Origin of the sequence: Thalassobacillus devorans MSP14 (assembly GCF_000496835.1) — a bacterium.
GTDB lineage: Bacteria > Bacillota > Bacilli > Bacillales > Halobacillaceae > Thalassobacillus > Thalassobacillus devorans_B.
Genome location: NZ_KI543237.1, coordinates 427,881 through 445,889, shown reverse-complemented (window position 1 = coordinate 445,889; position 18,009 = coordinate 427,881). Strand labels below are relative to the sequence as shown.

Sequence of the window (18,009 nt, the reverse complement as noted above, 5' to 3'; positions counted from 1 at the left end):
GATGGTGATCCCTCGAGAGAATATCTGTAATAGGCAGGACGGTCAACACAGTACTCCCCACTACAAATTACGGAGAAATTAAGAGGGGTCATTCAACATACTAGAAAAAAATAAACGCAACTTTGCCTTAACTTCAGAAAATCAGTTAAAATCATCTTATACTAGTGAAATTATATATGAAACTCCCCGGTTGAGGAGGAAAGTCCATGACAAATAAAATAGCAGTAATGATATTACATGGCGCAGGAACGCCAGGTGACGATTTTGCCGTAGAAATCATTAAAAAAATAACAGAACGGTTCAGGAAAAAAGCTGGAGCTCAAGCAGAAGGAGCGTTGGTGTTTGAACCAGTGTGGTGGTCAAAAATTTTCGCAGCAGAGCAAGAGCGGCTGTGGGAGCGGGTACATATGGATACGGATCTCGATTATCAGCGGCTCCGGGGCTTTACTGTCGAATTCCTTGCTGATGCGATCGCCTACCAGCCTGCATCTGTCGATGATAATAATTATGATAAAGTGCATGAGCTTCTAGCGGCAACGCTGAGTCACATAGAAGAAAAAGCGGGGAAGGACGCGCCATTATGTGTCATCAGCCACAGTCTGGGTTCAGTTATTGCCAGCAACTATTTTTATGATCTCCAAGTGAAACAGTCGAATATCGGCACCCGGACATGGCGTCGTATTAAGAACACCCCACTGGAAAACGGCGAAACCCTGGCTAATTTCTACACGATGGGCAGCCCCATGGCTTTGTGGTCACTCCGCTTCGGCGGTTTTGGATTGCCAATCCAGGTGCCCGCACCTAACCTTCACCACCATCATCCAGAAGTGAAGGGAGAATGGCTGAATTTTTACGATAAAGACGATATCCTCGCATACCCGCTGAAAAACCTGAACGAACAATACCAGGCAGCGGTAACGGAAGACATCCAGGTCAATGCAGGAGGTGCGCTGACCAGCTGGAATCCCCTTTCCCATCATCAGTACGATGAAGAAAATGCTGTGATTGACAAGATGGTGGATGGATTAGTACGTACATGGCAGGAAATTAATCAATGATGACAGCCTTGAAGTCGTTACCCCGGGTCCTCCAGAATTTGGAGGGCTCCGGGGTGTTTTATTTTATACCCCAGGTCCTCCAGATAATGGGTATTATAAGTGTTAAGGGAAGGAAGAATGGGGAAGATAAGTGGTATAACAATGACAGGAGGCTATTGATGATGAAAAGAATCCAGGCGTATTTTCAAAACGAGGACCAGGCGGAAGGTGTCAGGGCGAAGCTGCAGGCGTTAAGAGCAGATCGTGTTTCCGTAGAACCGATACCTGAGGAAAACAGTGAAATGACCGATCTTTTACAGGGAATTTTTTCACCGAGAGAAGAAAAGGATAATCATCAAAGACAAGTACTGACTGCGGATATAAGTGAAGAGGATTATGACCGAGTCGCATCAATAATCAAAGAAAGCAACGGACATCTCGCGGAGTAATTCTTACCTGCGCAGGTCCGTCGGTTCTCAAATTGTAAGTATTAAAATAAGAAGACAGCGGCCAGTGTAGGGGGAGGTCTGGTAATTGCTGTCTTCTTATTTGCAGTTTAACAAAAAAAGCTATCATTCATCAGAGGCTTAATTAGTAGTTTTCTGAGCGGAAAGTCCTGAAATGATAATGAAAACCTTAGAATTAAGGTGATGCCAGATGAAATACGTTTTTCCAAACAGATGATTTTCCTTCAATTATCCAATTTGAAATAATACATAGTGTGTTTAAGATAAGGAGGAAATGATTTGAATCATACAAACTTAACTACCGAAGCATTATTCAGGCCATTCCAAAGTGAAAAACTAAATCTGCCCAACCGTACGGTGATGGCGCCGATGACGCGTGGGTTTTCACCAGGTGGAGTACCGGGAGAGGATGTAGCTGCCTATTACCGGCGTCGTGCGGAAAATGAAGTCGGTTTAATTGTAACGGAAGGAACCGGAATCAATCACCCGGCTTCAGTTTCAGGTGCCAGTATTCCTGTTTTTTATGGAGAAGCTGCTTTGAACGGCTGGGCTCAAGTGGTGGAAGAGGTTCATGAAGCTGGCGGTAAGATTGTGCCTCAGCTTTGGCATGTCGGGATGACCCGCAAAAAGGGAGACCTGCCTAATGAAGAAGCAGATCCTGTAGGCCCTTCTGGATTAAATTTAGACGGTGATAAAGTAACGGAGCCGCTAACTGAAGAGGAGATTACTGATCTGGTTGAAGCATATGCACAGTCGGCAGCTGACGCAAAACGTATTGGTTTTGACGGGATTGAACTCCACGGCGCACATGGTTATTTGATTGATCAATTCTTCTGGGAACAAACAAATCAGCGTACCGATCAATATGGCGGCGATCTCATTGCACGCACACGTTTTGCAGTTGAAATAATAGAAGCGTGCAGGCGTGAAGTTGGACCAGACTTTCCGATCATTTTCCGCTTTTCCCAATGGAAAATGAATGATTACCAAGCGAAACTTGCTAATAACCCGCAGGAGCTTCAAGATTTTCTGCAGCCCCTGGTTGATGCAGGCGTAGATATTTTTCATTGTTCCACCCGCCGTTTCTGGGAGCCCGAATTTGAAGGATCGAACCTTAATTTGGCTGGCTGGACAAAGAAATTGACTGGGAAGCCGGTAATTTCTGTGGGCTCTGTCGGACTTGATGGGGAATTCACCAGCTTTCAGGGCGCCAAAACCACCAGCCTTGACGGTCTGTTGGAAAAGCTTGATAAGGAAGAGTTTGACCTTGTAGCGATCGGCCGTTCTCTATTAATGGATCCTGAATGGGTGAAAAAAGTACGTGATGGCAGAGTAGACGATTTATTGCCATTTGATAAGGAATCACTTAAAAAATTATATTAATGTTAGGCTGCACCCCGGGACATCCAGATAATGGATGTCCCGGGGTGTTCAACTGTCTATCCATTCACGGGAATGCCGCCGTTTATATGGATCATCTGACCGGTTACGTAGCTTGAGTCATCACTGGCTAAATAGACATAAGCGGGAGCGAGCTCCCGTGGCTGTCCTGGTCGTCCCATCGGATTATCGGAACCGAATTCTGCCACTTTCTGTTTATCGAAACTGGCCGGAATAAGAGGTGTCCAAATCGGACCAGGCGCAACGCCGTTGACACGGATGCCTTTCCCGACTAATGACTTTGCCAGAGAGCGGGTGAAAGCAGTAATGGCCCCCTTGGTTGACGCGTAATCTATCAGCTGTTCGTTTCCTTCGTAAGCTGTTACAGAAGAGGTGTTGATGATCGTGCTGCCTTTTTTCATATGAGGCAGGACGGCTTTCGTCATATAAAAATAAGAAAAGAAATTCACACGAAACGTTTCTGCCATCTGCTCATTGGTAATGTCGAGAAAATTCGCTTTCGGATACTGGATGGCTGCGTTATTCACAAGGATATCGATTTTTCCCATTGTATGGACGACTTGTGTAACGGAAGATTCGCAATGGGCCGGGTCTCCAATATCCCCAGTAATCAATTCGCATTTTCTACCCTCCGCTTCCACAAGTTGTTTTGTCTTGTCAGCATCTTCCTGTTCATTCAAATAAAGAATCGCAACATCAGCACCTTCTTTGGCAAAATACAGACTGACCGCTCTTCCAATCCCGCTGTCACCACCGGTAATGACGGCGACTTTTCCACTTAACTTTCCGCTGCCTATATAAGCGTTATTTACATATTCCGGCTGTGGCTTCATTTCATATTCAAAGCCGGGCTGTCGGTCCTGGTGCTGCTTAGGTTGTATTTCCTTCTTTTTATTCGGCATGGCTATGACCTCCTATGTAGTGAGTTATGGGTTAGGGTGCCCTGATTATCCATATTTAACCACCTGGTCCATTTAGCGTTTTGTGAAAATAGAGGTTATTCCAAACAATGTGCAACTGGTACTGGACGGGTATTATTGCAGACTAGACGGTTTTGATTCAGCTACCCAAAGAATCATTAAAAGGAAATACATAGAAGTTTAAGGGATGTTTTGTTAAAAACAGATTACAAACTCAAAACTATTTTGTGAAAATCATTGACAACGCTTTCATGATAGGTTAGGTTAATAGATAACAAGTTAACTAAGTGACGGAGACATGGAGACTCACACTGAGCAAGTACTTTCCCTGGGGGGAAGTGCGGGCTGGAAGTGTGGGTCTTTTTTGTTCCTGTTAAATCCAACTTAAAAAGGAGTGTGCTGGCATGTCTGAGTTTTTAGCAGAAATCATAGGTACGATGATTCTGATCATTTTTGGCGGAGGTGTTGTGGGGGGCGTCGTTTTAAAAGATTCCAAGGCTGAAGGGTCAGGATGGGTAGTCATTACGATTGGCTGGGGACTTGCTGTTGCGATGGCGGTGTATGCGGTCGGGCAATTCTCGGGTGCTCACATCAACCCGGCAGTTACGCTGGGGTTTGCAGCTGTCGGTGAATTTCCGTGGGCGAAAGTTCCCATGTATATTACAGCTCAAATGATTGGGGCATTTATCGGCGGGGTTATTGTATTCTTAAACTATTTGCCGCATTGGAGGAAGACGGAAGACCAGGGAGCGAAGCTTGCTGTATTTTCTACAGATCCGGCAGTACGCAGCCCTTTTTCCAACCTGGTAAGTGAAATTATCGGTACGTTTGTGCTGGTTATGGGACTGATGTTCATTGGAGCCAACGAATTTACGGAAGGACTAAATCCAATGATCGTCGGTGCTTTGATTGTAGCGATTGGTATGTCACTCGGTGGAACGACTGGATATGCGATCAACCCGGCACGTGACCTTGGGCCGAGGCTTGCACACGCGTTCCTGCCGATACCGGGTAAAGGAGCATCCGATTGGGGCTATGCCTGGATTCCTGTAGTCGGTCCGGCTATCGGCGGTATTTATGGAGCGGTATTCTATCGGGCCATGTTTTTAGGAGAATTTTCTGCATTATTCTGGGTTTTAAGTGCCATCATGGCAGTTATTCTCGTCGCGGCGGCGATGTCTGAAGTGAAAAAAGAGAGGACTGCGGCCGATCGTGTCGAAAAGAAAATAGGACAGGTAAATTAATAGAAGGGGAGAGTGTTATCATGGAAAAGAAATACATTTTGTCAATCGACCAGGGTACGACAAGCTCCAGAGCGATTTTATTCGACGAAACCGGGACTATTGTGGGTACCGGGCAAAAAGAGTTCGAACAGTTTTTCCCGAAACCAGGCTGGGTGGAGCATGATGCCAATGAAATCTGGACGTCTGTTCTCGCTTGTATCGCTGATGTGTTACGAAAAACGGATATTGATCCGAGCCAGGTTGCTGGTATCGGAATCACCAACCAGCGCGAAACGACAGTGGTGTGGGATAAAAACACGGGCAAACCAATTTCTAAAGCCATCGTCTGGCAATCCCGTCAAACGGAAGGGATCTGTAAGGACCTACGTGAACAAGGGCATAATGACCTGTTCCGCGACAAAACCGGACTGCTGCTCGATCCTTATTTTTCCGGGACCAAGGTAAAATGGATCTTAGATAACGTGGAAGGTGCACGTGAAAAAGCAGATAATGGTGACCTGTTGTTCGGAACGATGGATACGTGGATCGTCTATAAGCTGACTGGCGGTAAGGCCCATATCACCGATTATTCCAACGCCTCCCGTACGCTGATGTTCAATATCTATGATTTGAAATGGGACGATGAGCTGCTAGATATTCTGGCTGTGCCAAAGAGCATGCTGCCGGAAGTAAAACAGTCCTCTGAAGTTTATGGGAAAACTGTCGATTATCATTTCTTCGGTCATGAAGTACCGATTGCCGGTATCGCCGGTGACCAGCAGGCTGCCTTATTCGGCCAGGCATGTTTTGACGAAGGCATGGCGAAAAACACTTATGGTACGGGTTGTTTCATGCTGATGAATACAGGAGATAAAGGGGTAAAATCCGAGCATGGCCTGTTGACCACATTAGCCTGGGGACTGGATGGAAAAGTGGAATATGCGTTAGAAGGAAGTATCTTTGTTGCCGGATCTGCCATTCAGTGGCTGCGTGACGGTCTGAAGCTGATTGATAATGCACCGGAAACCGAAAGCCTGGCTGCTTCGATTGATTCCACAGATGGTGTCTATCTTGTGCCTGCGTTTGTCGGGCTCGGTACTCCTTACTGGGATTCTGATGCCCGTGGAGCGGTATTCGGTTTGACACGTGGTACTTCAAAAGAACATTTTGTCCGCGCAACTTTGGAATCGCTGGCTTACCAGACCAAAGACGTACTCGATGCGATGATCGCCGATTCAAACATCGATTTGAAAACATTACGCGTCGATGGCGGGGCAGTTAAAAATAACTTCCTGATGCAGTTCCAGAGTGATATCCTAGGCGTTCCAGTCGAGCGGCCAGTTGTACAGGAAACCACAGCGCTAGGTGCCGCTTACCTTGCCGGTCTTGCTGTCGGCTACTGGAAAGATAAAAATGAAATCAAGCAGCAGTGGAAAAATGACCGGACATTTGAAGGGGAAATGGAAGAAAGCAAGCAGGAAGAACTCTATAATGGATGGAAAAAAGCTGTCGCGGCCACCCGCGAATTCAAGTAAACCAATAATGACAGGCACCTTTTGTTAATAAGAGGTGCCTGATTTAATAGGAGGAGTATTCATATGAAGAAAATCATCAACGATCCGAATCAAGTTGTAACCGAAATGCTGGATGGAGTAGTTGCCGCATACCCGGACCAAATCAAGCGGATACCTGATACTACCGTTGTAACAAAAAAAGATGCTCCTGTTCAAAATAAGGTAGGTATTGTCAGCGGTGGGGGCAGTGGCCATGAACCAGCCCATGCCGGCTACATAGGTAAGGGGATGCTTGATGCTGCTGTAGCTGGCGAAGTTTTCACTTCTCCAACTCCGGACCAGGTATTTGAAGCGATCAAGGCGGTCGATGGGGGCTCCGGGGTGTTGCTTGTCATTAAAAATTACAGTGGGGATGTCATGAACTTTGAGATGGCTGCTGAAATGGCGGAAGCAGAAGGTATCGATGTGGCGCAGGTGATTGTCAAGGATGATGTGGCCATCGAAGAGAGAGATGGTCGCAGAGGGGTCGCCGGTACTATCTTTGTTCATAAAATCGCAGGGGCAAAAGCAGAGGCAGGAGCGTCCCTGGAGGAAGTTAAAGCAGCAGCCGAAAAAGTGATCGCGAATGTCAGGTCGATGGGCGTTGCTTTGACACCTTGTATCATGCCGGCGTCCGGCAAGCCTGGATTTGAGCTCGATGACGATGAAATGGAGATTGGTATCGGCATCCATGGCGAGCCTGGAACCGAACGTAAACCGCTCGGTTCTGCCGATGATATTGCTGCTGAATTAATGGATCATATTCTTGCTGACATGGAATTGGCCGAGTCGGATGACGTTGCCGTGATGGTAAATGGCATGGGTGCTACTCCTGAAATGGAGCTTCAGCTGGTTAATCGAAAAGTCCAGGCGATTTTACAGGAAAAAGGAATAAATACACATAAGACTTTCGTTGGTGAATACATGACATCATTGGAAATGGCGGGATGCTCTGTGACACTGCTGAAATTGGACGCCGATATGAAGGAATTACTGGATAGTCCGACGACCGCACCGGCATTTTAAAGGGGATAGAAGGAGGAGTTTATTGTGAAATTTACAGCCGATCTGGCGATAGACTGGATGACAAAAGCCAACCAAAAAATACAAGATAACAAGGATTACCTCAGCTCACTGGATCAGGCGATCGGTGATGGTGACCATGGCATCAACATGGCCCGAGGATTTGATGCGGTAATGAATAAACTTGGCAATAATGACTACGAGCAGGTTGCCGACGTATGGAAAGAAAGCGCCATGACATTGATGTCAAAAGTAGGAGGAGCATCCGGTCCATTGTTCGGTACTGCTCTTTTGAAAATGTCGATGGCCGTAAAAGGCGAAGCGGAGGTAGATGATAAGACGTTTGTAGAAGCATTGGAAGATGCGCTTGCCGGCATCAAGCAGCGTGGGAAAGCAGAAGAAGGAGAAAAGACGATGATCGACGTCTGGGCTCCTGTTGTTGAAAAGATGAACGAGGCCCAGACTGTGGAAGCCGGGGTACTCCGTGACACTGCAGAGTCAGCGATGGAAGCTACGAAAGATATTGTGGCGACAAAAGGAAGAGCTGCTTATTTGAAAGAGCGTTCCAAAGGACACCTGGATCCTGGCTCCGTCTCTTCTTATTATCTATTTGCTGCATTGGCAGAAACGCTCGAAGGGGAAGGATAAGACATGGCTAACGTAGGAATCGTCGTGATATCACACAGTGAAAAAGCAGCCGAAGGCATTAAAGAAATCGTGGATCAGGCAGTTGGAAAGGTTGCAGTCGAAGCGGCAGGCGGGCTGGAAGATGGCGAAATCGGCACCAGCCTTGAGAAAATCCAGGCAGCTATCCAGCATGTCCATAACGATCAGGGTGTAGTTATGTTTTATGATCTGGGAAGTGCTAAAATGAATGCCGAGATGGCAATCGAAATGCTGGAGTTGGAAAACGTTCATCTGGCGGAAGCTCCTGTATTGGAAGGTGCTTATCTGGCGGCTGTGGAAGCGAGCATGGGAAAATCGCTTAAGGAAATTGTGAAGGCATTAGAAAAAGAGTTTTGATTTTAATTTGCCTTGAGAATATAAGTGTAACAGGCATAAGGGGAATGAAATTCCTGCTATGCCTGTTTTTTGCTTTATAATATTTATTGCCAAAATTTACATTACAAAATTATTAAAGGAATTCATTTTTTTCTTTCTAGTCATAAGAGACTGATGCTGATATTGTGTAGGGGTGATTCCTTCGTATTTTTTAAATACTCGAGCAAAATAATTCGAATCGGTGAATCCGCATTTCTCGCTTATTTCCATCACGGTGTTCTGATTGCTTCTTAAATATTCTTTTGCTTTATCCAATCTTTTTATTGTTATATACTGCGTGATTGTAAAACCAGTTTCTTGTTTAAACAGCCGGCTTAAATATTGACTACTAAGGTGGACAAATTCAGCTAACGTTTCAATGCTTATATTCAGGTGGAGGTTTTCTTCAATATAATTGATTACACTTTGTACATGAGAACAAGAATCTTCTAACGTAATTGGAAGCGGGTGATTAGCTTCGGGGATATATTTCATTAATGCTTTTTTGACCTCACTTGGCTGTGCTGGTTTTAACAGGTAGTCCTCCACTCCTAATTTTATAGACTGATAGGCAAAGTCGAACTCATCGTACGCAGTTAGAAAGATGATGCGGCAGTCTGGAAAGTCTCTTTTTATTATTTTTGCTGCCATTAAGCCGTCCATTACAGGCATTTTAATATCCATCAGGAGAAGGTCGATGCTCTCCTTCCTTACTTGCTTAATAGCTTCAGCTCCATTTTCTGCGGTGTACACTTGACTTATATCCAGGTTTTCCTTTTTTATTATCAATTTAAGCACTTTACGTTCTAATTGTTCATCATCTGCAACCAATACCTTCAAAGTGAAAATGCCTCCTAAACTGGTATTACAATACGGACTGTTGTGCCGTCTCCGAGCCTGCTGTTAATTGCTGTAATGCCATGATCTTCCCCAAAGTAATACTGTATTCTTTTATGGACATTATTCAAACCGATTCCTGTAGTATGACTCTTTTTGCTGCTGTTTGTTTCAGAAAAAATAGTAGACAATTTTTCCTCAGTCATCCCTGCTCCTGTATCAGCAATTTCCAATATAAAATGGTTATTATCTAAATACCCATGAATTTTTATGACTACACTTCCATCCTGTGGCTCAAAACCATGTATGATAGCATTTTCTATAATAGGTTGAATGGTAAGTATGGGCAATTTAATGGTTTCTGTATCAATCGCTATTGTTTGCTCAAATTGGATTCGGTTTTGAAAACGGTATTGCTGAATATTCAAATAATTTCCGGTGTATTCTAACTCCTCTTTCAAAGTAACAAGTTGATCTATATTTCTGAGACTGTATCTCATTATTTTGGCTAAAGAGTAGGTCAGGTGCTGGGTTTGCTCCGCGTTTTCTAAATAAGCAAGGCGAGACAGGGTGTTGAGTGTATTGAATAAGAAGTGCGGGTTGATCTGTGATTGTAATATTTTCAGTTGTGCCTCTTGAAGAAGATTTTCCAACTTGGAACGAAGCTTCATTTCTTTCATCAACATTTGATTTTTTCTGTTTACTTCTTCTTGGGCAATTTGATCAGCACCAAATTTAATAATGTAATTAGCAACAAGCTGCAGCATGCCAGTAGCAGATTGGATCCGTTGCTCACTGGTAAATTCAATTTTTTCAAGGAATAGCTTTAGGAGATTTTGGTCAATTGGTAAAGATTTCATTTTCTCTCGTATATCAGTTATTACATTTTCATCCTGACCTTCAATTAAAACCTGGCCGCATAGAACAGATCCAAGATATTTTCCATTTAGGACAATAGGCGCTGCCATATCTACTAATCCGGAGTGACAGTAATGTCTGACTGCTTTACCTTGTTCTGCTGCCATCAAACCTACTTTTTTATCAGAAAGGATACAACGGTGTGAGCCTTCAGCAGAAGAGCGTATCTGCGTACAAAAACTTGTGAAATTAGTAGGTTCTGTAACAGGGACGCCATCATCATCTGCAATGATAACAGCAAAGCCTGTTGCCTCTGAGAACCGTTCCTGTATTTCCTGAAGGATTTCTACATCCACAACGTTACGTAAAGTCAATACACTCAACAGCCTGCCTCCTTTTTCTTCTCCATTTTGTGGGATTTTTTCTTGAATCTTATTATATATGATTCTTTTTGCAAGCGCTAACATAAAATGGTGGTGACCATAATAAAACCCCTTAGGATCGGAAAAAAGATTAACGGATCCTTGAGGGGTTAAAATAATTTTTTAGATTTTAAGATTCTTCGTCATTGACTGGAAAATGCTATGGATTCTTCTAATATATCTACCGCTGCCTGGGCCACTCGTATATCCTGATCAACCGCTCCGCCGCTTACACCTACTGCTCCAATGATTCTATCATCCTTTTTTAACGGAATGCCGCCTCCGAATACGACAACCCGGCCATTATTGGTAGTATTAATACCGTAAAGGTCTTTTCCCGCTCCTGCTGATTCAGCTAATTCTGCCGTTGGCATTTTCATTGCTACTGAAGTCCATGCTTTATTTTGTGCAATATCCACACTTACCAGGAGTGCGTCATCCATGCGATGACAGGCTATTAAATTGCCCCCAGCATCAACGATACTGATTACCATAGGGACTCCGATTTGTTCAGCTTCTTTCTCTGATTTATCAATCAGCTTTTTTGCTATTTCTAAATTAATTTGATCCATATGGGATTCTCCTTTATCAATAATATAATGGCAGCCCTTTTACTATACGAGCAGCATATTGGCCAAACTTTCGTCCATTTTGAAGCGTATTTTTCAAATATGGGTGTGTCTGATTCAACTTCTGATGGTGCACACAAATGTGATGATGCTGATCAATACCTATGCCTACTTGCAAAGGTGAACTCATTGCAGCATTCCATCCAAGTTCAATAAAGTTAATGGATGGATCGCTTTTTTGTAGTAAAAAAGGGACTCCTTCTTCCTCCAATCCTGCAACCACTTCTTTAATTTGTACAGAAGGGAGGGTACGTGCATAAAAAATTGTAATATAAACTTTCTGATTATTCATTATCTTAATACCTCTTTATGGATAGAAGAAAGTACCAGGCCGGTAGCAACTGCATTTCGGGGGCCTTCTGATCCACGAATATTGGCGAAGCCGGCAACGATTCCATACTTACCCAGTTCTTCCGTAATCATTTGTGGTATTTCAAAGTCTAATGCAGATCCTCCAAGCATTACTACAGAAGAAATATGTTTTAAATTACCTGTCGGCAGGATTTTTTTAAGAGAGCGTAAGGCATTGGTAACGAAAACCCTTCGCTTCGCACTACGGCGAATATCTCTGATTTTTTCCATGGATGCTTTTGATGATATAGGAGTCAGTTCCTTTTCTTCCCGAATCACAACTCTTCCGAATGTGTAGGGGGGGAAAGGAGTGTCAGAAAACAACGTGGTCCCGTCTTCCAGTTGCATATGAAACAGACTGACCACTTTTCCTAGAGGATTCTTTTTGATTTTTTCAGCTAGTTCCAGATTTTCCAGTGCCAGTTCAGAATTAATAAGCATCGTAACCATGTCACCAGCACCTGCCAGGTGGGTCGATGTGAGTTTTCCTGTTTCTGTCATCATAGCCGCATCCGTTGAACCACCGCCCATATCAAGTATCACAATAGGCTTTCCTGTGCCAGGGGTGGTCAGAGCTCCACGTATTGCCATTTCTGCTTCTATCCCGCCGACTTCTACTGGTATGCCTGTATCTTTTTTTAATTGAGCAGCTACTCTTTCGACAGGAATACGATCTGTTTTTACCATGGATGCTAAAGCGACGCCGCTCTCCATGGAAAGCTCACCGGCCATCGATCCACTGATGGAAGTAGGAATAACTGCATCAACAGCCAGGAAGTCAGAGATTTTGATTTCTTCAGGGGATTGATCAGTAAGCAAGGAAAGGTCTTGCCGCAGTCCATTGAACATTCCGCCGACATTTGTCCCTGTTTCTCCCTGGACATCGATCAAACTTTCGAGCTTTTCATACGTTTGCATCAAGGTTTCAGCTCCATCATTAATGGAAACACTAAGCTGCTGATTATTCGAGCCTTTTAAAAAAACTTTTCCTGCTTCGATTTTCCGTTCGACTACTTCACCCTGGGGAGTTCGAATCACTACAGCGGATCGGTTGCCGACTAATGCTTTAGCCACTAAAGAGATTTGTTTCGTCTGGTCTGAATCCAGGTCGAAGACGGTAGCAAGCCCATAGGGATTGCTCAATGTACGTATGACATGTCCTGGCAAAGCAACTTCGACGGCAGCCAATTTAGATAGTGGAACTTTTTCAATGAGAGCAACTTCATCCACAATAGGAATTTTTTTGTTCAAGCGGTTGTGGATCAGCACGCCATCGTCTTTTTGTACAACCGCTCCGGTAATAGCAGTTCCTTGATCCATAGCTCTGTTAATCAGATGGGCGACGATTTCATAATCGAATGGATTAGGTACTACAACGATAAACTCCTTATCTGATTTTTCAACTTTTTCCAGCTGGTCAATTAAGATGGTGGTACCTATTCCCAACCCTGCTCCACCAGGTGTATCCGGGTTATGACCGATCATTGAGGATTCGGTTATGATCGTTTCACTTATAAGATCCATAGCTAAGTCTCCAATGACCGGAACAGCATCATTCAGACGAATCAGCTCAATATCATGAAAATGGATCTCGGCCTTCTTCGCGGCTTCCGTTAAAGCAAAGCGGATACCCTTGACATTGTCTATCGTTCCTTTTATACCTGTCGTTTTAACTAAGTATTGGGAAACAAAATGAAGCTGTGTCCCCTGTACTTTTGCAATCGCTACTTCTGTAGATGAATTGCCGATGTCTACGCCAGCCAAAAATTTATCCAATGTAACTAATCCTCACTTTTCCTTAAAGTTCCTCGTCTTTCGTATACATCTGCTGCTTCTCGAATCAGCTCTGCATTTTCTTTTGCAGCATATTCCTCTTCTAACTCATCGGCAATCATTAAAAGTTCTTCCTTGGTTGACCGGTTAGGTCTAAGGGAATTATAAATTTCTAAAATACAGGAGTCAGATATATTAATCATTTCTGCAGCCCGGCGAAAATTTTTAGCAAGTTGTGTCCTTCCTAAGCTTTCACTGATTTCAGCATGCATTTCAAGGGTCTTGGGACTGATACGTAAATCAGCAGATGTTATTTCTCCATGAAGGGCAGCATCTAAAGTTAGATCGTTATAAGCTTTTTCCTTAGGTGTGTATAATAAATCAGGTCTATTTTGACCGAGTGGGTAGTCTTCTCTTGTTAAATTTTTCATTTGCTTTCCTCCTATTATGCTTTAATTGAAAATTCTACCTTTAATTCCATTGGTTTCTTATTTTTCACCAGTGATTTGCATTCTTTTAAATAAAGCAGAGCCGCGGCAGCCTGGTATTTAGGACGAGCCATTTGGTCATTTACTACAGGTACTGGATTTGGACTTTCTCCTAATGCATAAGAAGCGGCATTTCTGCCAATCATTCGATATGTTTCTAATGTAATTAATGGCGATTGAGGGAATAATTCAAAGTTACTAAGGGGATCGAGGTCGCGTTGATGGATTACCGTTGTCCCCCTCGACTGCAATCCTATAGCTATACCAGAACCGCTTAGTTTAGCAGCACCATGTCCCATGAACGCTAGATCTGCTGTGCTCATGCTGCGGATGACCCTTGGAACAGCGCCTTGCTCTTCAATTCCTGAAAGTATTTCCCGAAGAACGGAAATATGGTCAACACCCACAATCGTTTTGTTCATGTCTTTACCAAAAGCAGGGGCGATGGCAACAATTACTTCTTTAGGGTTGGTTCCTTTGGCAGCTGGTCCAATTTCCGTCATGTTCATTTCAATAGAAAAAGTTTCTGTTGGCATCTTTGTTCCTCCTGTTTAGTCAAAGTCTCTCGGACTGATCGCTTGACGAATATTTTTTATTTCATCCCATCTCTCGGGACTAAGCCTGTACCCTGTACCCGGACCTTTGTAATCGTTTTCATCATTTACCGCACTTACAACGACATTATCTTTATTGATAATGGCCGAAGTGTGTAAATAATCTCCTGCAACTCTTTGTTTCAACAAACTAAAAATTCGTTCAGCAGTTGTTTCATATCCGCGGTGTGCAAGGGCGAGTGCTACATCAAATCCTGAAATTCCATCTTGTAAGATACGCTCAGCAGCTTTAAGATCTTCTACAACATTTCTTTGAGGCATATCTTCACTGCTGTTAGCATAAGTTGCGGCATCGACTTCTTCGTCCGTAATAGCAGGAAAGCCGAATTCTTCAAAGATGGCTTGTAATGATTTTGCAGCCTGGTAGCGGACTTCAATCACATCCTCCTCATTTACTGGCTTGAGTCCCCCGTCTACCATCATGTCTCGCTGAATAATCAAGTAGTCGTCAAGATCACTTGAATCCATGTTCGACCCTGCAAACATATCTTCGTTATTTGGGACAGCGCTGAAACCTGAGAAAATAAAATCAGTTCCTGGCAGCATTTGACAAAGCATTTTGGCACTTCGTCTTATTTCGGAATGCGAAAATGTCTGATCATTACCAGAGGCAACTTCCATATCGAACAAAGTAGTTGCTAAGTTTTCAGCCAGTACAGCCCTGATCCCACTTGGTACAGAAGCAGGTATACCAATACAGCTAATCGAACCATTTTGTAAACCTTGTACGCCTACACCCTTGGCCATCATCACGCAGCGTATTTCTAAATAGAGCATCGATTTACCTTCTGCGCCAGCCATTTGGACTTCTGAGCCTGTTCCTGATGTGAAACGCATCTTTGCTCCACGGGAAGCATATGCGGAGGCTAAAAATGATTTTGACCATGGCGTGTCATCCCCATCAATGAACACAGGCTCTGTGCCGTAAATGGAAATTGTTTCAGCGTAAGAGGTTAAACCAAGCATTGCCAAGCGTAGTTCTGTCGCTTCTTCTAGTGAGTCCTGGGTTAAGATTCCACCTCGGGCCGTTTGAGAGCCGACGAGGAGTGCTAATGCGTTGAAAGGAGCATATCTGACAACTCCTACAGTCGTTTCCTGTTCATCAAAACCATAGAGGCCGGCTTCTGCAGCATCTGCTGCCATCAATATTGGGTTATCACGAGTGTTTGTAACATGGCACTGGTTAGATGGGGTTTTTCTTGCCCTCATTTTTTGCAAGGCCATCATCATTTCTACCACATTCATATGATTGAGCACCTCTAGTACCTTAGCCGGAGTCATCCCTTTGGAGATTTCCAGTATTTCTGCACGAGATACATTTATATCGACAAGTTTTCGAGAGATATCCATGCTGTCAAGTTTCATGACTTCTTCAGCTGAAGAAGGGTCGATTGTATAATCCGCTATAAACTGGTCTAACATATCAAAATCTTCCCGCTTTTTTTCATCCAATTCTATAATCTTTCCATCTTTAACCTTTATAGAAGGCTTTGGATCATTAGGGCTTGACATGGCTACGAAGCCCATTTCAGGCCATTCTGTTACAAATCCATCTTTATTGACAGGTCTTTCTTTCAAAATTTCAAATCGTTTAGACTGCAACATAATAGAAATAACCCTCTTTCAATATATATTTGGTAATAATAGGAGAATAACGTTGTTTTTTCACCATCAAATACTTCTTAGGATTAGTAGTTAAATCATGTCCTCACTCCTATATTATTTATATTTATTATAATTTTCTGACTAGTTAAAGTCTCTAGAAAAAATATAGGTATCTTAGTATTTTTTTAACTTTTCCAGTGCTGGAAAGATGCAAAGAAATTAAAAAAACCTGGGAATCTATTATTTTAGATCCCAGGGTTTTCATTAATTTTATGGAACAAAAATATATTGACGGGGCTTTCGTGGGGGCTTTTCTTTGAAGCTGATTAATTAACTTCATCCTTCCAGGTGTTTGAAAGCAAAGGTTTTTAAATGGTTATTCACCGATGGAAGGAGGTTTTACTTCATCCGGGATTCCAGGTTCATAAGACCTTCCTTCCGTGCTTTTATGGAATTCTTCTTTTGCTTTCTCTAAAATATTATTAGGATTTGTGAGTAGATCATAAGCGGTCAGGGCCAACGTTCTTGCTGCGAGGTGCATCCCTTTTAATCCGATCGTAGAACCAAAAGAAGCGGTAGCCTGCCAGGAATGGAGTTGGACGCCTGCTGGTGAACAAGTCGTAAAAACGGACCCTGTCGGCGTAATCCACGAGACATCCCCAACATCTGTAGAAGCTGTAAATGTTTGGCCTTTTTCCCATTCATTATTTTGACATTCAACTGGCAGCAGTTGGACTTCTTCTGTTTCGGAATGAAGGTTGGGATCGAGGGATGTTACCAGCTCCTTCGCAAAATGCTGTTCTTCATCGGTAAAGGTCATGTTGTTGAAGGCTGTCATATTTTCATACATCAGATCATTCAAGTTATAGTTTGGCAGCGTTTCATAAGCAGAAGCAGAGATTTCAGAATGGAATTCTGTTTCTGTCATTAAAGCAGCTCCCTGAGCAATTTTCTTCAATCGTTCCAGCATATGATGCACTTCTTTGCTATTTTTCGCCCGCAAATAATACCATACACTGGCATCTTCCGGAACAATATTAGGAGCTGCTCCTCCATTTGATATGACGTAATGAATACGTGAGCCGTCCAATATATGCTCGCGCAGGTAGTTTGCACCGGTATTCATCAGCTCTACGGCATCCAAAGCACTTCTTCCTGCATGAGGAGAAGCAGCAGCATGGGCCGGGGTTCCTTTGAAATGGAACTTAATAGATACTAAAGCTTGTAAACTTTTATTCATAGTTTGATTGGCAGAGCCCGGATGCCAGGTCAATGCACAATCCAGATCGTCAAAAACGCCTGCCCTGGCCATGAATGTTTTTCCTGACAGCACTTCTTCTGCGGGACAGCCGTAGTAGCGGATCGTACCTTCAAGACGATTGTCTTCCATCACTTTTTTTAATGCTGAAACGGCTTCGACTCCTGCTGTGCCAAGCAGATTATGACCGCATCCGTGTCCGGACCCGTTTGGAGACTGTTCTTCCTTAGCGGTACTAACTTTTTGCGATAATCCTTCTAAGGCATCATATTCACCGAGAACGCCAATTACCGGTTTTCCGTTACCATATTCAGCAATAAATGCTGTTTCCATTCCATCTATGTTTCTTATCTGGAATCCTTCTTCTTTTAGTTTAGATCGCTGTAAATTGGAAGCATATGTTTCTTCGTAAGCCAATTGCGGGTGTTCCCATATATCTTTGGCCATGTCACTAAACTCCGATTGAAAGCTTTCCATCACATCAATCAACTGTTGTTTACTCATCGCTT

General features: G+C 43.5%; 18 protein-coding genes. 8 read left to right on the top strand and 10 right to left on the bottom strand.

The window, feature by feature from the left end; all coding sequences use genetic code 11:
• Positions 1-206: 206 nt before the first annotated feature.
• The 3 genes from P855_RS0112600 to P855_RS0112590 all read left to right on the top strand — a co-directional run bounded on the left by P855_RS0112600 (position 207) and on the right by P855_RS0112590 (position 2,887).
• Positions 207-1,058 carry a chemotaxis protein gene (locus P855_RS0112600; protein ID WP_028783909.1) on the top strand — a complete coding sequence of 284 codons (852 nt, stop codon included), beginning with the start codon at positions 207-209 and terminating at the stop codon, positions 1,056-1,058.
• A gap of 158 nt (positions 1,059-1,216) precedes the next feature.
• The gene (locus P855_RS22100; protein WP_152526235.1) at positions 1,217-1,486 is read left to right on the top strand and encodes a hypothetical protein; all 270 of its coding nucleotides are present in this window, start codon (positions 1,217-1,219) and stop codon (positions 1,484-1,486) included.
• A 297-nt stretch (positions 1,487-1,783) separates the two neighbouring features.
• Positions 1,784-2,887 (top strand): NADH:flavin oxidoreductase, encoded by a 1,104-nt coding sequence (locus tag P855_RS0112590; protein ID WP_028783907.1) that lies wholly within the window; start codon positions 1,784-1,786, stop codon positions 2,885-2,887.
• Between the two features lie 56 nt (positions 2,888-2,943).
• Here P855_RS0112590 and P855_RS0112585 read toward each other — a convergent pair whose 3' ends face one another.
• A complete protein-coding gene (locus P855_RS0112585; RefSeq protein WP_028783906.1) occupies positions 2,944-3,807 on the bottom strand; it encodes an SDR family oxidoreductase in 864 nt (287 codons plus the stop codon).
• Between the two features lie 422 nt (positions 3,808-4,229).
• Between P855_RS0112585 and P855_RS0112580 the strand changes: the two genes are divergently transcribed.
• The 5 genes from P855_RS0112580 to dhaM all read left to right on the top strand — a co-directional run bounded on the left by P855_RS0112580 (position 4,230) and on the right by dhaM (position 8,647).
• Complete coding sequence (locus P855_RS0112580) at positions 4,230-5,069, top strand: MIP/aquaporin family protein (RefSeq protein WP_028783905.1); 840 nt, start codon at positions 4,230-4,232, stop codon at positions 5,067-5,069.
• Positions 5,070-5,089: 20 nt separating this feature from the next.
• Positions 5,090-6,583, top strand: a complete 1,494-nt coding sequence (gene glpK / locus P855_RS0112575; protein WP_028783904.1) for a glycerol kinase GlpK — start codon at positions 5,090-5,092, stop codon at positions 6,581-6,583.
• A 63-nt stretch (positions 6,584-6,646) separates the two neighbouring features.
• The gene (gene dhaK / locus P855_RS0112570; protein ID WP_028783903.1) at positions 6,647-7,627 is read left to right on the top strand and encodes a dihydroxyacetone kinase subunit DhaK; all 981 of its coding nucleotides are present in this window, start codon (positions 6,647-6,649) and stop codon (positions 7,625-7,627) included.
• 24 nt (positions 7,628-7,651) lie between these two features.
• On the top strand, positions 7,652-8,272 hold the full coding sequence (gene dhaL / locus P855_RS0112565) for a dihydroxyacetone kinase subunit DhaL (RefSeq protein ID WP_028783902.1): 621 nt from the start codon (positions 7,652-7,654) through the stop codon (positions 8,270-8,272).
• Positions 8,273-8,275: 3 nt separating this feature from the next.
• Positions 8,276-8,647 carry a dihydroxyacetone kinase phosphoryl donor subunit DhaM gene (gene dhaM, locus P855_RS0112560; protein ID WP_028783901.1) on the top strand — a complete coding sequence of 124 codons (372 nt, stop codon included), beginning with the start codon at positions 8,276-8,278 and terminating at the stop codon, positions 8,645-8,647.
• A 96-nt stretch (positions 8,648-8,743) separates the two neighbouring features.
• On the opposite strand, the gene P855_RS20920 is transcribed toward dhaM, so the two are convergent.
• The 9 genes from P855_RS20920 to P855_RS0112515 all read right to left on the bottom strand — a co-directional run bounded on the left by P855_RS20920 (position 8,744) and on the right by P855_RS0112515 (position 18,004).
• On the bottom strand, positions 8,744-9,505 hold the full coding sequence (locus P855_RS20920) for a response regulator transcription factor (RefSeq protein ID WP_051353203.1): 762 nt from the start codon (positions 9,503-9,505) through the stop codon (positions 8,744-8,746).
• A gap of 14 nt (positions 9,506-9,519) precedes the next feature.
• Positions 9,520-10,827, bottom strand: coding sequence for a PocR ligand-binding domain-containing protein (locus P855_RS0112550; RefSeq protein ID WP_084315694.1), 1,308 nt, complete (start codon positions 10,825-10,827; stop codon positions 9,520-9,522).
• A 98-nt stretch (positions 10,828-10,925) separates the two neighbouring features.
• The gene (locus P855_RS0112545) at positions 10,926-11,354 is read right to left on the bottom strand and encodes a GlcG/HbpS family heme-binding protein (protein ID WP_028783899.1); all 429 of its coding nucleotides are present in this window, start codon (positions 11,352-11,354) and stop codon (positions 10,926-10,928) included.
• Positions 11,355-11,370: 16 nt separating this feature from the next.
• Entirely contained in the window at positions 11,371-11,703 is a 333-nt protein-coding gene (locus P855_RS0112540) for a glycerol dehydratase reactivase beta/small subunit family protein (RefSeq protein WP_051353202.1), read from the bottom strand.
• The gene (locus P855_RS0112535) at positions 11,703-13,538 is read right to left on the bottom strand and encodes a diol dehydratase reactivase subunit alpha (RefSeq protein WP_028783897.1); all 1,836 of its coding nucleotides are present in this window, start codon (positions 13,536-13,538) and stop codon (positions 11,703-11,705) included. The genes P855_RS0112540 and P855_RS0112535 overlap by 1 nt, the downstream gene beginning before the upstream one ends.
• A 5-nt stretch (positions 13,539-13,543) precedes the next feature.
• Positions 13,544-13,966 (bottom strand): diol dehydratase small subunit, encoded by a 423-nt coding sequence (locus P855_RS0112530; protein WP_028783896.1) that lies wholly within the window; start codon positions 13,964-13,966, stop codon positions 13,544-13,546.
• Positions 13,967-13,980: 14 nt separating this feature from the next.
• Complete coding sequence (locus tag P855_RS20915; RefSeq protein WP_037986044.1) at positions 13,981-14,559, bottom strand: propanediol/glycerol family dehydratase medium subunit; 579 nt, start codon at positions 14,557-14,559, stop codon at positions 13,981-13,983.
• Positions 14,560-14,574: 15 nt separating this feature from the next.
• A complete protein-coding gene (locus P855_RS0112520) occupies positions 14,575-16,239 on the bottom strand; it encodes a propanediol/glycerol family dehydratase large subunit (RefSeq protein WP_028783895.1) in 1,665 nt (554 codons plus the stop codon).
• Positions 16,240-16,618: 379 nt separating this feature from the next.
• On the bottom strand, positions 16,619-18,004 hold the full coding sequence (locus P855_RS0112515; RefSeq protein WP_028783894.1) for an amidohydrolase: 1,386 nt from the start codon (positions 18,002-18,004) through the stop codon (positions 16,619-16,621).
• Between the last annotated feature and the right edge of the window lie 5 nt (positions 18,005-18,009).